The organism is Mesorhizobium sp. M7A.F.Ca.US.008.03.1.1, assembly GCF_003997495.1.
In the GTDB taxonomy this organism is placed as follows: domain Bacteria; phylum Pseudomonadota; class Alphaproteobacteria; order Rhizobiales; family Rhizobiaceae; genus Mesorhizobium.
Genome location: NZ_RZRU01000040.1, coordinates 1 through 15597, shown reverse-complemented (window position 1 = coordinate 15597; position 15597 = coordinate 1). Strand labels below are relative to the sequence as shown.

Below are 15597 nucleotides of genomic sequence, written 5' to 3'. Positions count from 1 at the left end.
CGGTACGCCTTCTTGGCTTTGGGGCGCACTCGCTAAAGGCGAGCTGCGGCACGTCTTTCCAGCACCTCCTACGCCTGCCGAGCTGATGTTGCTCCTCACGCCGTAATCCTCAGTTCAAGTGCTTGCAGATGTTCTGGTGGTCCGGCATGTCCAGGCCGATGTCGAGGATCGGGGCGCTGTGCGTCAGCCAACCCATGGAGATGAGATCGACACCGGTCGCCGCAATCGCCGCCGCCGTTTTCGGCATCACCCGACCGGACGCCTCGGTGATCGTACGGCCATCCACTATAGAAACCGCGCGGGCAAGATCCTCGACCGACATATTGTCGAGCAGCACCGCGTCAACACCAATCGCGAGCGCTGCATCGAGCTGCTTCAGCGTGTCGACCTCGACCTCGACCTTCACCATATGCCCTGCTGCGGCGCGCGCCCGCTCTATTGCTGTGCGCATATCGCCGGCGATCGCGATGTGGTTGTCCTTTATGAGCACGCCGTCATCGAGGCCGAACCGGTGATTGGCACCGCCGCCGACGCGCACGGCGTATTTCTCCAATGCCCGCAGCCCGGGCGTCGTCTTTCGCGTCGATACAATCCTCGCCTTGTGACCGCGCACGGCCTCAACCATGGCCGCTGTGGCAGTGGCAATGCCGCTCAGCCGGCATAAGAAATTGAGGGCCGTGCGTTCGGCCGTGAGCAGGCCTCGTGCGGGTCCGGACAATCTTGCAATGGTTTCCCCGGCCCCAACCTCGCTGCCATCAGGGCGCCAGATCTGGATGTTGATCGCCGGTTCCACGAGAAGGAAGGCATACGAGACCAGATCGAGCCCGGCAACGACGCCCGCCTGCCTCGCTTTGAGCACCAACGTGGCAGTGCAATCATACGGGATAACCGCATCGGTGGTCAGGTCGCCGGATCTGCCCAGGTCTTCGAGGAGCGCAACGCGCACAATCGGTTCGATCAGGGTCGCGGGGAGGGGGGAGAATGAAGTCATATCAAGTGCTCCGTATGGTAGCCCGGCAATCGAGTGCGGCCGCGGCCCGCATTGCGCTGTGCAGTGTCAGCCGTGATGGGCGCACGTTGGCATCGTGGAGCGGGAAATCGGACCGACAGTGCGCGCCTCGACTCTCTTCCCGCCTCAGGGCCGCCGCGGCGATCATCAGTGAGACCAAAGCCGGACCAGAGGCAGCGACACTATTGGCTGCGATCGGCAGCAGGGTCGCCACCGCTTCGCGCATTGCCTCGCCGTCGCGGATGATACCCAGGGCGGCGGAGACAATCGGGCGGACCACGGAAGCGTCTGGTCGTGGAGGGACGAATGTGGAGCATCTGCGCGGTCGCCGGGTATACGACGTGCCGGCAACGCTTTCGGCAACCCAGCTCGCGGTGACCGCCGCTTCGGTGAGCGAGTTGCTGGCCAGGCGGTTGGCGCCGTGCAGGCCGGTACAGGCCACCTCACCGCAGGCCCACAATCCCTCGATGGAGCTGCGGCCGGCGCTGTCTACGGCGACGCCGCCCATGTGATAATGTGCCGCCGGGCGCACCGGGATCAGGTCGGTCGCTGGGTCGATTCCTGCGCTCCGGCACAATTCGGCGATGCCTGGAAAACGCTTGCCAAATCTCGGGCCGAGACTTTGCCGTGCGTCCAGGAATACGCGGCGTCCAACGGCAAGCTGGTGCCAAATGGCGCGCGCTACGACGTCGCGAGGCGCAAGTTCACCGCCAGGTGTGTCGGCGAGGAAGCGCTCTCCTCGCTCATCGATGAGCACCGCGCCTTCGCCACGCACGGCTTCGCTCACCAGCGGCATCGGCCGGCGCGGACCGTCGAGCGCAGTTGGATGGAACTGTATGAATTCCAAGTCGGCGAGTTCCGCCCCCGCCCATGCGGCGAGCGCCAGCCCGTGACCCCATGAGCCAGCGGGGTTTGTCGTGTCGCAAAACAGCCCGCCGACGCCGCCGGTCGCCAGCACCGCGCGACGCGTGGGCAGAGCGAGCGCGCCGGCTCGTCCTGCTGCGACCACGGCGATGACCGACCCGTCCTGCACGACCAGCCGGCGGACCTCCACATTTTCGATAATGGTGATCGAGGCTGTACGCCGAACCGCGGCGACGAGCGCGCGCACCAACTCGCGACCGGTGGCGTCGCCGGCTGCATGCACAATCCGCCGTCGCGAGTGTGCCGCCTCGAGCCCAAGTCGCAACGCGCGGTCAGGGTGCTGGTCGAAGTCGACGCCGAACCTTTGGATCGTCCTAATCGCTTCGGGTGCAGCTCGTACCACTCGCCGCACCGTGGCCTCATCGCAGAGTCCGTCGCCGGCAGCTATCGTGTCGCAAAGGTGAAAATCTGGGCCGTCGTCGCCCCCGAGACTTGCCGCAAGACCGCCCTGGGCAAGTTCACTGCAGGCTCCGGTTCCAAGCGGCGCGTTGGTCAAAAGCACGACCGGTTCCGGCGCCAGATGAAGCGCCGTCATCAGGCCGGCAATGCCGCCGCCGATGACGACCGGCGCCCCCGCGATTTCGCGAACCTCCAGACTCATAGGGAAAGCATGCGCTCGACCGCGCGGCGGGCGGGGCCGGCAATTTCGGGATCAATCCGGACCTCATGCCGGTTCTGCTCGAGTGCGGCGCGAATGTTGGCCAGGTTGATGCGCTTCATGTGCGGGCACAGATTGCATGGGCGAACGAACTCGACGTCGGGATGCGCGACCGCGACGTTGTCGCTCATCGAACATTCGGTCAGAAGGACGACACGCTTCGGTTTCTCACGCTCGACATAATCCGACATCGCCGCGGTCGAGCCGGAGAACTCCGCCTCCGCGACAACGTCTGGTGGGCATTCTGGATGGGCCAGCACGATGACGCCTGGATGGGCATCGCGCAGTTCCCGGATGTCTGCTGCGGTGAAGCGCTCATGCACCTCGCAATGGCCTTTCCAGGCGATGATCTCGACGTCTGTATCGGCTGCCACGTTCCTCGCCAGATATTCGTCCGGGAGCATCAGCACACGCGCCACGCCAAGCGATTCCACCACCGCCTTGGCGTTGCCGGACGTGCAGCAGATGTCGGACTCCGCTTTTACGGCGGCGGAAGTGTTGACGTAAGTAACAACGGGGACCCCCGGATACCGCAGCCGCATTAGCCGCACGTCGTTTGCCGTGATCGATTCGGCCAGCGAGCAGCCGGCGCGGAGATCCGGGATGAGCACGGTCTTGTTCGGATTGAGCAGTTTTGCCGTCTCGGCCATGAAATGAACGCCGGCAACCACGATGATGTCGGCGTCGACCGTCACCGCCTTGTGGGCCAACGCCAGGCTGTCGCCGACGATGTCTGCCACGCAATGAAAAATTTCGGGCGTCTGGTAATTGTGCGCCAGCACCACCGCATTGCGCTCACGCTTCAGCGCTAAGATGGCTTCAATATCGCCGGCGAACGCGGGCCATTCAACGGGTGGGATCACCCGCCGGACACGCTCATACAAGGACGCAGCCATAGGTAACGCCCCAGTCATTGGCGCCTCGATTATATTCGGTTTGACAATAAGGGAATATATCTACCTTGACTATAAGTATGTCAAGCCCGCGCCAGCGGTAATTTTGTCCCGGCGATAGCCCTGTCGTCGAGGACGGCATGCCGGAAGCGATAAAGCTTCGCCGGTCGGCCGCCCGTGTCGAGGGAGGTCTCCCCGGTCTCCTCAACAAGTTCCTGCTGCTCGACCAATCTCCGGAAGTTCGGCTTGTTGATCAGCCTGCCAGCCAAAGCTTCCACGGTTCGCTGCAGTTGCAGCAGCGTGAAGGAAGGCCGCATAAGCTCGAACACGACCGGCCGGTATTTGATCTTCGAACGCAGCCGCGCGATCCCGGTTGCCAGAATACGACGGTGGTCAGCGACCATTGGTTTGCCAGCCGCGGCCGCAATCGCGTCCCTGCCGCCACCGGCCTCCTCAATCAGAGCAGCTTCATAGAGCAACTCGTAGCGTTGGAGCGTGAGTTCCTCGTTCCAATGGCGGTCGTCGAAGCCGAAGGCTATCGCAGCGCGCTGCCGGCGCTCGCGTTGAGTGGTCGGCTCGCTGGCGCCGCCGGCCCACTCAATCAGGCGGGGCCGCAATCTATCGAGCAGCACAGGCGGCGTGCCGAAGCGGTGGTCCTCCCAGGGAAAATATTCGTACCAACTTTGCCAGCCGCACGCGGCCGAGTTCGTTGCCTGTTCCTTCCTGGTCAATGCGAGATAGCTGATTGAGATGACGCGCTGGTGGCGCTCAGTGCCGATGCGATCGCGATCGGCGAAGGTGTAGAGTTGCTCGATGTATCCAAGTGCATGGCCGGTCTGCTGCTCCACCCACCCCCTCAAACCCGACTGCAGTGATCGATGCTCAAGGGCAAAAGGTCCAGAAGGGAGGGTGTCCGCATGACCGACTGTGAGGACACAGGGCTCACTGTCGTTTACGGCGACCACGACGGCAGTCAGGTCCACTTTGGCTTCGTCAGCTTTGACGGCGGCTTTGCCTTTCTTGGTTCTTCTTGTCTGAGGATCCATGTTTGCGAAAGCGGGTTGGCCCAACGGAGCGCCTTAATCGATTGAATGTAACCTTGGAAGCCAGCACGTCAACACCGGAGTACTCAAGCGCTGTTTTTAGCTCTTCGCAGTCGCACAAAAATATGCCAAACGCGACACCCGCTGTTGGTAACGTAAGGGAAGGGGCCTCGGTTGAGCGCGGCTGGTGAGATAAAAGGGATGACTCCTCCAGATATTCGATCGCGAAAAGGCCAGACGCCACTTGTATGCTTGACGGCCTACACCACGCCGGTCGCGAGGCTGCTCGATCGCCACTGCGACATCGTTCTTGTCGGCGACAGCGTCGGCATGGTGCTGCACGGCCTGTCGTCGACGCTGGGGGTCACGCTCGACATGATGATCATGCACGGACAGGCCGTTCGCCGCGGCCTTGAACACGCGCTGATGGTCGTCGACCTGCCCTTCGGTTCCTACGAGGAAAGCCCAGAGCACGCTTTCGGCAACGCTGCGCGCGTGATGGGTGAGACCGGTTGTTCAGCGGTAAAGATCGAGGGCGGCGAGACCATCGCGGAAACCATCCGCTTCCTTACCGCGCGCGGCGTACCTGTCATGGCCCATGTGGGCCTGACGCCGCAGGCGGTAAACACGTTTGGAGGCTATCGTGTGCAGGGCCGGGGAGCCGATGCAGAGCGGATCAGGCGCGACGCCAGGGCGGTAACTGAAGCTGGCGCCTTCTCCTTGGTGCTGGAAAAGATACCGGAGCAGCTTGCACGGCAGATAACCGCCGATATCGACATACCCACCATCGGCATCGGTGCCTCGCCAGCTTGCGACGGCCAGATTCTGGTGAGCCACGATATGCTCGGGCTCTTCACCTCATTTCGGCCGAAGTTCGTCAAACGCTATGCCGAGCTCGGTGAGCAGGCTGAGGCGGCAATCGCCGCTTACGCCACCGATATGCGGAACCGGCACTTTCCGGCGGTCGAACATCTCTATGTCAACGCCTTGAAGGCCGGTGACTTCACATGAGCGTGCCGATCGCTCGAACCGTGAGCGAGCTGCGCGGCGTCGTTGCGCAATGGCGTCGCTCGGGTGCCACGATCGGTATTGTGCCGACCATGGGAGCCTTGCACGACGGGCATCTGAGCCTCGTGCGGAAGGCGCTCGAAAGGGCCGAGCGGGTGATCGTGACGCTGTTCGTAAACCCCAAGCAGTTCAACAGCCCCGCCGACCTGATTGCCTACCCTCGGACGGAAAGCGACGATGCTGCCAAGCTCGCTCTGCTGGGCACGCATCTGCTCTATGTGCCGGACACAGAGGAAATGTACCAGGTGGGCTTCGCCACGGCCGTTTCAGTGTCCGGCATCAGCGAATGCCTTTGCGGCGCATTCCGGCTCGGCCATTTCAATGGCGTGGCGACGGTCGTGGCCAAGCTCTTCCTGCAGGCCGGCGCTGACTTCGCCTTTTTTGGCGAAAAGGATTTTCAGCAACTTCAGCTTGTCAGGCGCTTGGTCCGGGATCTCGACATTCCGATCACTATTGTGCCCTGTCCGACAGTCCGCGAAGCCGATGGTCTTGCGCTATCGTCGCGTAACGTGCGGCTCTCCCCAGCCCAACGCGCCATTGCCCCAAAACTAGCATCGGTCCTGCTCGATACGGCCGAGCGGCTTGCACGCGGCTCCCCCATCCTGCCTACGCTTGATGAAGCGCGTGCAGCAATTCTGGCTGCCGGCTATCGCGAGCTCGAATACCTGGAGCTTCGCGGAGAAACAGACCTGCAATCGTTAGCAAGCCTTGACCGACCGGCACGCTTGCTTGCTGCGGCTTGGCTTGGCGACACGCGGCTCATCGATAACGTCGCAATATCACCCATCGGTAGTTGGTCAGGTGGGCGGAGCTCTCTCCAATCGGAAGCAGCACAGCAATTGCGGTGATGACGGCGGCGCGTCGTATGCCCTGCAGGGACAGGCCATCATTTAGAACCACGTCTCCGTCGGCTTCCAGCAACCTCCGCGAGGTACGCTAAGCGCAGATGCATCGCGTATTTGAAACCTTGGTCGAGCAACTCTCTGCAAGCGTCGATGCCGTCGATCTCCATGAGGCAATGGCGTCCGCCGCAGCCGGGTTCGACTTTCCGCTCTTCGCTTATTTCACCTACCCATCCGCTTCCGGCGACAGGCCGCGATTGATCTCGAATTATCCATCATCATGGACATCACATTACCTGCAACAGCGCTACCACAGCGTGGATCCCGTGATCCTGCGGGGACTGCGGGGCTGGGATACCTTCGACTGGGGTGTGGACCGCGATCACCGTTATTTGCCGACCTCTCAGCAGGAAGTCCTGGAAAAAGCAGCTGAGTTCGGCATTCGCGGCGGACTGACCATGTCGATGCATGATCATCGCGGCCGGTTCGCCGCACTGACCTTCGCCTCCAACGAGGCGCATCCGCCATTTCTGAGGTCGCTGACGCGCTACGAAAAAGCAATGCAACTGGTTGCGATCAACGTTCATATCCATGCCCGGCGCAGGCTCGCCGAAGATTGCGTGGTAGATGGCATAATGCTCACCCGGCGGGAGTTCGAGTGCCTGAAATGGGCGGCGTGCGGCAAGTCGGCCTGGGATATCAGCCAGATTCTCGGTGTCTCGAAACGCACCGTGACCTTCCATCAGGAAAACGCCAAGGCGAAGCTTGGCGTGCGAACCATCAACCAGGCCGTAGTGCGGATGGCTGCTCGGGCGAGATCCTGATCCTCTCCAAGTCTAGCTGTAAAGGTCTACAGGCTGCATTCATGACGGCTTTGCCCTTCGATTGCGTGGACACATCCCGCACGGAGACGACAATGATGCAGCTGATAACACCCGACTGCTACGCCGAGTTTGCGAGCGAACTCAAGGAAATGCACGGACTTAGGTATCGGGTTTTCAAGAAGCGGCTCGATTGGGAAGTGCAGACCGAAGGCGAAATGGAAACGGACTCGTTTGACAGCCTGAACCCCGTCTACCTGCTTCTCAAGGGGTCCGATTGGCGAACTTGCGGCTGCGTCCGCCTTTTGCCGACCACCGGACCGACAATGTTGCGCGATACGTTTCCGACGCTGCTGGATGAGATGGTGGTCCCTGCGAGTGCCGATATCTGGGAGAGTAGTCGTTTCGCGCTCGATCTCCCTGCGACAGCGCCGAAGGCAGCTGGCGGCCTGGCCCAAGCAACCTACGAGCTCTTCGCGGGGATCATCGAATTCGGCTTGGCCAACAATCTCTCCGGGATCGTAACGGTGACAGATACGCGCATCGAAAGGATCCTTCGTCTCGCGACCTGGCCGTTGTCACGTATCGGACAGCCCAAGCAGGTCGGCAACACCGAGGCAGTCGCCGGCTTCCTCGATATTTCCTACGCCAGTCTCTTGCGCATCCGCTGGAGGGGACGCCTCAACGGGCCGGTGTTGTGGCAACCAGTTCTCATCCAATCGGCATAGCGCCTGCGGATGCTCAGCCGTGACTTGAGTTAAGTCTGCTCACGGCCGCCACCGCCGCCGTGAGGGTGAGCGGACCCGCCCCACGAGCTTTCGACTGTTCCGGTCGATTGGCTCGCGCGGCCGGACTTTGGATTTCCGTAGGCGCAACCCGCAGTCCAGCGTGAGCACGCCAAAATGGCGCCCCTCCGCTTCGTCCAAAGAAGCCAACGTGGCTTCTGAGGTCGTCTTAGAATATTGGACCGGCCGCCGTGAGCGATCGCAACCTCAAAGCTTTGCCGGTATGCCGGTTTGGCCGGACCGTCGGCCAGTCGGAGCAGTCCCCCGATAAGGACCCGAGCTGACGCGCGGTCCAACAGCGCCCGAGCCTATGCTTTGTGCATTACCGTTCGGTTGGCCATGTCGTCCAAGACCGCATGAAGAAGGCTTCCAACCTCCTGCGCAGCGAGCTCTGGCGCAATTCCTACATCGGACAATTGAATGAGCATTTTCTTGGCGGCACAGCGCCAGAACGCGCTCGCCGCCTCGCCGTTCTTGGTCTCGAGGGCCTGGGCGATACTTTCGACCAATATACGTCGCCGATGCAGCGGAAATACGCAAATGTTTGATTCATGCATCAATCACCTCACAGATTCAGTTCCACAAAGAAAAACACCGGCGTCTTCAAAAGAGCCCCGCTAGCGCGGTGACGGTTCGCGGCGACATGACGAGTTCCACTTCCCCATCGACAAGCCATTGGGAGATGAGCCGCCGGACCGCATATCCGGGACCGCACATAAGGTGAACCACCATTGCTCATCCGGCTGCATTTTCCTGGGCCGTTCGACGAGGCGTTCCAGCCGAATTGACGTCCAATGACTTGATCTCTGAAAGGGCAGGGCGGTACGAATCACCCGACTGTTCCGCTGCTTACATTCCTGCGAGCTTGTGTATGAACGATTAAAGCGTGCCCGAGCCGTTCTTGGTGGCCGCCGCAGAAGGGAATCATGTCATCCGCTGCCTATCGTAGGCGGCGCGACTTCTAGCATGACTGCACTGCCCCGACAGGGCTTTGCAATCGCGCGTTTCGAAGCCTATGCTTTGGCATCGGCCGGCATTTACTTCGGTGCAGCCGACAGTAAGACGTACGCGCTCTTGCCCCGTTGGAAGAGAGCCTTGCCCGATCCCTCTTTCGCGACCAGGTGCTGAAGCCCTCACCCCGCAGGACTTCGCGCTTTTGCGACCATCGCTGCATCACGTCGAACCGGGCATCAAGGACAAGTTGGAGGTCGCGCATCAGCCGATCAAGAACGTATATTTTCCCGAGAGGGGCATCGCGTCGGTGGTCGCCACCATGACCGGCGGGCGGCAAGGTGAAGTCGGCATTGTCGGCTATGACGGGATGAAAGGAATTGCCGTCATTCTCGGAAAGGAAAGCACTACCTGGCGCCTGCCGGTTGAAAACCTTCGCCCTGCGATTAGCCCGTCGCTTCGCACCTCAGTGCTGGACTATGCCCACGCGTTCCTCGTCCAATCATGCCGGACGGCACTGGTCAATGGCCACTCCAAGGTCGAAGAACGGCTGGCCCGCTGGCAGCTGATGGTCCACGACCGTGCGGAAGGAGATAAGATCCTCCCGACGCATGAATTTCTGGCGACCATGCTCGCGCCCACCGCCCGGGGTCACCACGGCCCTGCAAATGCTTGAGTATCGAGGACTGGTGCACGCCAAGCGCGGCGAGATCACGATCATCGACCGTGCCGGATTGATAAAGCTCACACATGGCGCTTATGACAAGGAGGAGCAGCGTTATTTCGGCCTGGCCGCTGCCTGAAGCATGTCGGTTGAAACGGGTTCAGCCGACGTCTCCTTGCCCCTCACCAGGTCGCCCAAAAGCATCAGCGGTTTTGAACGAATCGCAGCGATTGTCCGCAATCGGACATAGGCTTGAAGGCGGTCGAATTCGTGCCATAAGTCGGGTTGGTCAGGGTTCAGGGAGGAATTCGTCATGACCAATTCGTTTCACACCGTCACCGTCGAAAAAGCCGCAGAAGCCTATGTCCTTTCCAGGGGAAGGGTCCGCTTTCTCTCCATGGCGCAGGCGATCCGCGCCATCCGAACACTAATGCCGGCATGCAAGGCCACCGACCGCGAGTTGGAGGAACTGTTGGCGGCCGCTTCCTTCGTTCATGGCGTGCCCGTCGCCTTCGACACAAAAACAGCCGATGGTGTAGAACCACGGCTGCATTCCTAAGAGGGCATGCCGCGCCATGCAGACTGTCAGAGGGCATTCGTCAGATGGTAGTCCGCTAACTTAACTGCAGAGTCTAAAGGACGTGTTCCAGCATTGCGAACTCACCGATCGCTTTGTTGCCAAAGCTGCCAGCAAGCGATCGCCTCATCCAGCCGTTTGCACCATCTCATCACAGACATCATCGCGATGCTACCTGTCCAGCATATGTCCAGCATTTCGCAAGGCGGCCAGAAGGAGCCTCGCATAGCCTGTGACATCGATCTGGGCCTGCATCGAAAGGGGCATGCTGGTCCAGTTCTCCAACGGTGCAATGAAAGGTGAGAAGGTGCCATTGACAAGGCAACAACAGCTAACAAGGCCCTCTCGGTCCAATGCCACCACACCGATCTTGTCGCCTGGATATCCAATGGCTGCGACTCGCTGGACCTCCAGGTCACCGTCCACCCGCACGTCAAAAAGAAGGCTACCACGGCTCCTCGTGGCTATCTCAGCCGCCTTCTCATCAAAGCTTGAAGAGAGCAAGCGGACGCTTTCCACCGCCATCTGGAAAATCACCAAATCCAGTTCATTCACGGCCATATGGGCATTTCCGCGCAACGGGTGGTGATTGCAATGACACATACTGCTTGTTCACAGATGTCGGTCACGAACGATCATTCGTCGGGTTCCGGTTCCGACCAACGGTGTCGCCACCTGATCGTGCTGCGGTTCGAACCTTCCGAACGCGAGCCGAGCGCGCTATGAGGTTGGAGTCTAGGTCTCGGACCCTGCCTCGCGGCCTGCTCATCTTTGGCAGACCCGTTGCAACGCCGCCGCGATGGCGCAAACGCCAGATGACGCTGATCCATCGCTTGATCGTGAACTGAGCTTCTGAACACCATTGGGACAGCAGGGTGGAAGGGCTTGACCAACGCTGCCCCCGTTTTCCAAGAGGACCCGTCCTCGATTGAATCTTTCGAGCCCCGTGCAGCGCGCAGCCAAATGATGACCATCTGGACCCAGCTCGCAGACCGCAAGGCAAAGAGGGAACCTTCCAGGCAGCCAAGCTGCGTCGACGCAAAGAGCGGCCTTTGGAGTTCCCAGAATCGACCCTTCCATAGTTGCGACAGGCAACCACTGCACGAGTGTGGGAGAGCGAATCGCAAGCATTGCGTGAGGTCCTGCGCGTTTTCCCCTCTTGCTATTTGGCACATCGTTTGCGCCGAAGTGGGCGCAGCGTTCGACCGGAGCACTGCATGGGAGAGGGAGGAGCCCCACCCCGATCCGGTCAAGGAGAGAGACGGTGTTGGTTCCAAGAGTTCCCCGCGCGATCTTAGCGCCCCGCAAGCGCCATTTTGCCCGGACCTACGTGCAGGTACTTGCCGCCATAATCCTGGGTGCCGCAATCGGCTATTTCCATTTGGAGACCGGCCACAGCCTGAAGCCGCTCTGCGATGCCTTCGTCGATGTCGTCAAGATAATCACCGTACCTGTCATCTTCCTGACAATGGCGACCGGCATTGCCGGCATGAGCGATCTGCAGAAGGTCGGCCGAGTTGCCGCCAAGGCGATGGTTTATTTCCTTACCTTCTCGACGCTAGCACTCCTTGTCGGGCTGATTGTCGCGAATATCGTTCAGCCTGGCGCCGGCCTCAACATCGATCCGGCCTCGCTCGATGTCGAAGCCGTTAAGGGCTATGTGGCCACGGCTCACGAGCAGTCCGTGACCAGCTTCCTGATGAACATCATCCCGTCAACGATTGCCAGTGCCTTCGCGGAAGGCGACATCCTGCAAGTCTTGTTCCTCTCGGTCCTGTTCCTCTCGATCCTGTTCGGCGCGGTCTGCCGCTACAACGGCCGCTCGCTCTTCTCTCTCGTCCGATACATCAAGGACGAGCTGCTGCTCGCAATGTCCTCCTCAGAGGCCGCGCTGGCCTCGCTCATGGAGAAGATGGAAAAGGCCGGCGCCACGCATTCGGTCGTGGGTCTCATTCCATTCAATCTGGACGGCACGAATATGATGCTCGCCGCCCTTTTCATCGCCCAAGCGACGAAAACTGATCTCCCGATCGGCTGCCGGATCCTCATGCTGTTTGTCGCATTGTTCCCTTCGAACGGAACAACCCGCATTACCGGTGCAGGCCTCGTCACAATGGCTGCAACGCTCTTTCTTGTTCCGGCCGCACCGGTCACCTCCGTGGGGCTTATTCTTGGCGTCGATCAGCTTATGTCCGAATGCCACGCGCTGACGGTTTTTCTCCGCAGCGTAGCGGCAACGCTGGCTGTCACCCGGTCCGGGGCGAGCGGGATAAACGACGATTCGGGGAGCGCCTCACTAGCGGACCGTTCAGCGCTCTGGCGGTGGACGGTCAAGTCGCCCGGCGTGGTGAACACAATTCCCCGTGCGAACGACGCTCAGCTATTGGGGTGGACCCGATGGCGCAAAGCCGTATTTGAGAAACCGCCAGATCGCACCGGCACCTGTGCGCCTGTAGCAACTGCGGGGCACGATCAAAACTGACCCATTTTACACCAAAAAGGCGGCCGTTGCTGCCACGCCGTCCATGGATTGGAGACTCATGTCTAAGCCGACTGCCATCACTGTCGCAGCTCTTCTTTTACTCCTCGCCTTGCTGGCGAGCCAATATAGCGCGAACCTGCACCGGCAGGCGTGGTCGACCGACAGGCAAAAGTGGAGCGGCGCATTCGACAACGATCTCCTTCGCCAATCGCCGGCAACCCGCAAGGCGATGCCGTTCTGGTCATATTCAATGACTACCACAACTGTCCGCATTGCAGACTGGCTGATATCAACTACCAAAAAGCCTTCAAGCATGAGCCCAATCTGAAGCTTGTGATCAAACAGTTCCCGGTCCTGGGACCGGATTCCCAATTCCCAGCCTTCGCCGCACTCGCCTCGAGAAAACAGGGAAAGTTCGACGAATTCCACCGCGCCCTTATGATTTCCCCCAGTTGAAGGGTCACTCTCAAGATCGCAGCGCGTGTAGGCCTTGACGTTGAGCAGCTCAAGCGGGAATGCAAGATCCGGCCATCGCAGATGAAATGCGCGCGTCCGCGCACTCGCGAAAGGTCTGCACTTAGACGGTACGCCCGCGTTGGTGGTCGGCGATATAGTGGTCGCCGACCTTGTGGACATGGCCAGCTTGCAACGCTTGCATCGCCGATGCGCGCTCAAAGCGTGCTGGCTCTCGTGCGGGGCAGCATCTGTAGACCGGCCACGCTGTTGTTGCCGGAGCGTGCCGTTTGTGGCAGCTGGCTTTGCTGTCGCTCCTCGTAATCTTGTTGCGGTCATCCAGCTGCCGTGGGCGCCAACAACAATCCTGAGCGCCCGCGCCTGAAGTCGCTGGCCGGGTGCTCGTGAACCGAGCCCGCTTTTCTTCGGCAAGCTCAGGCGGTCTTGGCCCTGCGGCATCGCCCCCTGGCGCGGGGCAGCCTTCGGCTGCTGACGGTCGCCGGCCTGTCGGCCGGCGTCTTTCTATTGTGGCCTTCCCCCTGGCGCAGGGTGGGCAGCACTCCCTTCTAGGCCCGCCGCGGCGTCCCGCAACCCTTCGCTTGTCGCTTTCGGGTCCTCCACTCCGTTCCGGTCCTGCTGATGCAGTCCGCCTCCGACGGCGGGCCTTTCCGGTCGCTTTTGCCGCCCACCCCGCTTCCGGGGAGGGCGCGCGATTGTAGAGCGGAGGACATCACGATGCGTGCAAACAACAAACGTTGCGGCAGCCGACAGGCTGGCGCAGACAGCGGCGGGCGCACCGGCGCCAGCCTTTATCAGGAAATCACCGACCGCATCATTGCCGAACTGGAGCGCGGCACCGTGCCATGGGTCAAGCCGTGGGGCAGGGCAAGGACAGGCCTCGGCCTGCCGCGGAATGCGGCCACCCAGCGCCGATATTCCGGCATCAATATCCTGATCCTGTGGGGCGCGGTCATCGAGCGCGGTTTCCCCAGCCAGAACTGGCTCACCTTCCGGCAGGCGCTTTCGCTTGGCGGCAATGTCAGGAAGGGCGAGCACGGCACCACCATCGTTCACGCTGACCGCTTTGTTCCCAAGAACGAAAAGCAACGCGCCGACACCGATGGCGACGAACCGCAGGCGGTGCCCTTCCTGAAGCGCTTCACCGTCTTCAATGTCGCGCAGTGCGATAATCTGCCCGAACATCTTTACGCCGCCGGCGAGCCTCTGCCTGAGCGCGAGATGGTCCCGCAGGCCGAGGCGCTCATTCATGCAACCGGCGCTGATTTTCGCGTCGGCGGCGAGCGCGCCTTCTACATGCCCGGCAGCGACACCATACAGGTGCCGCCGCAGCCGGCTTTCTTCCACCAGATCGACTATTACCGGACCTGCTTTCACGAGCTTGGCCACTGGACCGGCCACCCGAGGCGACTCGCGCGCGACCTGTCCGGCTCCTTCGGGTCCAACACCTATGCGCGCGAGGAACTGGTCGCCGAAATCGCATCAGCCTTCATCTGCAGCAGTCTCGGCATCGAGCCGACCGTGCGCCATGCCGACTACATCGGCTCATGGCTGACGGTTTTGCGCGAGGACAACCGCGCCATCTTCCGCGCCGCAAGCCATGCCTCGAAAGCCGCCGATTTCCTGCTTGGCCGCAATGTCGATGTCGAAGGCGAGGCACATGCCGAAACCGCCTATGGGAGCGCGCAATCCTCACACGCGACCGCCTTGCGCCTCTGATGACGCAAAGCCGCGCGCAACCAACTCGACAGTTCTTTTGAGGTTGCCCTAACGCCGATGGCCGGCGTTGGCGTCGATCGTTCATCGGACCGAGGTTCGCAAAAAAAGAGGGCGGCATTGATGCCGCCCTCTCGTTGCGAAAGCTGCCAGAGCTGGATTAGAAATCCATGCCGCCCATGCCGCCCATGCCGCCGCCGCCCATGCCGCCAGGCATGCCGCCGCCAGCCGACTCCTTCTTCGGAGCCTCCGCGATCATGGCTTCGGTGGTGACCAGCAGGCCGGCGACCGAGGCCGCGTCCTGAAGAGCCGTACGGACAACCTTGACCGGATCGACGATACCCATGGCGATCATGTCGCCATACTCGCCGGTCTGGGCGTTGTAGCCGAAGGTCGCGCCCTTGTTCTCAAGGATCTTGCCGGCAACGATCGATGCTTCCGCACCGGCGTTGGCCGCGATCTGGCGGGCCGGAGCCTGCAGCGCACGACGCACGATGTTGATGCCGGCGGCCTGGTCGGCATTGACGCCGGTGGCCTTGATGTTGGCCGAAGCGCGCAGCAGCGCGACGCCACCACCAGCAACGATGCCTTCTTCGACGGCCGCGCGGGTCGCGTTGAGGGCGTCATCGACGCGGTCCTTCTTTTCCTTGACTTCGACTTCCGTCGCACCGCCGACGCGGATCACCGCAACGC

17 protein-coding genes are annotated in these 15597 nt (G+C 61.3%); 10 read left to right on the top strand and 7 right to left on the bottom strand.

Annotated features, from left to right (window positions below; genetic code table 11):
• Positions 1–109: 109 nt before the first annotated feature.
• The 4 genes from nadC to EOA16_RS31485 all read right to left on the bottom strand — a co-directional run bounded on the left by nadC (position 110) and on the right by EOA16_RS31485 (position 4530).
• A complete protein-coding gene (nadC, locus tag EOA16_RS31500) occupies positions 110–991 on the bottom strand; it encodes a carboxylating nicotinate-nucleotide diphosphorylase (protein ID WP_063169252.1) in 882 nt (293 codons plus the stop codon).
• A 1-nt stretch (position 992) separates the two neighbouring features.
• Entirely contained in the window at positions 993–2534 is a 1542-nt protein-coding gene (locus tag EOA16_RS31495; protein WP_063169251.1) for an L-aspartate oxidase, read from the bottom strand.
• Entirely contained in the window at positions 2531–3505 is a 975-nt protein-coding gene (gene nadA / locus EOA16_RS31490) for a quinolinate synthase NadA (protein WP_063169250.1), read from the bottom strand. Before nadA ends, EOA16_RS31495 begins: the two co-directional genes overlap by 4 nt.
• Positions 3506–3567: 62 nt before the next feature.
• Positions 3568–4530, bottom strand: a complete 963-nt coding sequence (locus tag EOA16_RS31485; RefSeq protein ID WP_024505567.1) for a membrane protein — start codon at positions 4528–4530, stop codon at positions 3568–3570.
• A 171-nt stretch (positions 4531–4701) separates the two neighbouring features.
• Here EOA16_RS31485 and panB point away from each other — a divergent pair, with 171 nt between their 5' ends.
• From panB to EOA16_RS31465, 4 genes are all read left to right on the top strand, one after another.
• A complete protein-coding gene (gene panB / locus EOA16_RS31480) occupies positions 4702–5538 on the top strand; it encodes a 3-methyl-2-oxobutanoate hydroxymethyltransferase (RefSeq protein WP_063169249.1) in 837 nt (278 codons plus the stop codon).
• A complete protein-coding gene (panC, locus tag EOA16_RS31475; RefSeq protein WP_063169248.1) occupies positions 5535–6443 on the top strand; it encodes a pantoate--beta-alanine ligase in 909 nt (302 codons plus the stop codon). The genes panB and panC overlap by 4 nt, the downstream gene beginning before the upstream one ends.
• A 98-nt stretch (positions 6444–6541) precedes the next feature.
• Positions 6542–7261, top strand: a complete 720-nt coding sequence (locus tag EOA16_RS31470) for a LuxR family transcriptional regulator (protein ID WP_063169247.1) — start codon at positions 6542–6544, stop codon at positions 7259–7261.
• Between the two features lie 92 nt (positions 7262–7353).
• Entirely contained in the window at positions 7354–7986 is a 633-nt protein-coding gene (locus EOA16_RS31465; protein ID WP_063169246.1) for an acyl-homoserine-lactone synthase, read from the top strand.
• Between the two features lie 365 nt (positions 7987–8351).
• Here the strand turns inward: EOA16_RS31465 and EOA16_RS33430 are convergent, their stop codons facing one another.
• Positions 8352–8600, bottom strand: a complete 249-nt coding sequence (locus tag EOA16_RS33430; RefSeq protein ID WP_063169245.1) for a DUF6074 family protein — start codon at positions 8598–8600, stop codon at positions 8352–8354.
• Between the two features lie 599 nt (positions 8601–9199).
• On the opposite strand from EOA16_RS33430, the gene EOA16_RS31455 reads away from it, so the two are divergent.
• From EOA16_RS31455 to EOA16_RS31450, 3 genes are all read left to right on the top strand, one after another.
• The gene (locus tag EOA16_RS31455; RefSeq protein ID WP_224570941.1) at positions 9200–9670 is read left to right on the top strand and encodes a hypothetical protein; all 471 of its coding nucleotides are present in this window, start codon (positions 9200–9202) and stop codon (positions 9668–9670) included.
• Positions 9663–9797 (top strand): hypothetical protein, encoded by a 135-nt coding sequence (locus EOA16_RS33605; RefSeq protein ID WP_256754986.1) that lies wholly within the window; start codon positions 9663–9665, stop codon positions 9795–9797. The genes EOA16_RS31455 and EOA16_RS33605 overlap by 8 nt, the downstream gene beginning before the upstream one ends.
• 174 nt (positions 9798–9971) lie before the next feature.
• The gene (locus EOA16_RS31450; RefSeq protein WP_063169243.1) at positions 9972–10217 is read left to right on the top strand and encodes a hypothetical protein; all 246 of its coding nucleotides are present in this window, start codon (positions 9972–9974) and stop codon (positions 10215–10217) included.
• Positions 10218–10406: 189 nt separating this feature from the next.
• Here the strand turns inward: EOA16_RS31450 and EOA16_RS31445 are convergent, their stop codons facing one another.
• Positions 10407–10796, bottom strand: a complete 390-nt coding sequence (locus tag EOA16_RS31445; protein WP_024505560.1) for a hypothetical protein — start codon at positions 10794–10796, stop codon at positions 10407–10409.
• Positions 10797–11502: 706 nt separating this feature from the next.
• Between EOA16_RS31445 and EOA16_RS31440 the strand changes: the two genes are divergently transcribed.
• From EOA16_RS31440 to EOA16_RS31430, 3 genes are all read left to right on the top strand, one after another.
• Positions 11503–12717 (top strand): cation:dicarboxylase symporter family transporter, encoded by a 1215-nt coding sequence (locus tag EOA16_RS31440; RefSeq protein ID WP_210326676.1) that lies wholly within the window; start codon positions 11503–11505, stop codon positions 12715–12717.
• Positions 12718–12867: 150 nt separating this feature from the next.
• Positions 12868–13173 (top strand): thioredoxin domain-containing protein, encoded by a 306-nt coding sequence (locus tag EOA16_RS33425; RefSeq protein WP_126057771.1) that lies wholly within the window; start codon positions 12868–12870, stop codon positions 13171–13173.
• Between the two features lie 732 nt (positions 13174–13905).
• The gene (locus EOA16_RS31430; protein ID WP_063169241.1) at positions 13906–14907 is read left to right on the top strand and encodes a zincin-like metallopeptidase domain-containing protein; all 1002 of its coding nucleotides are present in this window, start codon (positions 13906–13908) and stop codon (positions 14905–14907) included.
• A 157-nt stretch (positions 14908–15064) separates the two neighbouring features.
• On the opposite strand, the gene EOA16_RS31425 is transcribed toward EOA16_RS31430, so the two are convergent.
• Positions 15065–15597, bottom strand: a 533-nt coding sequence (locus tag EOA16_RS31425) for a TCP-1/cpn60 chaperonin family protein (RefSeq protein WP_281035984.1), incomplete at its 5' end; no start/stop codon positions are given.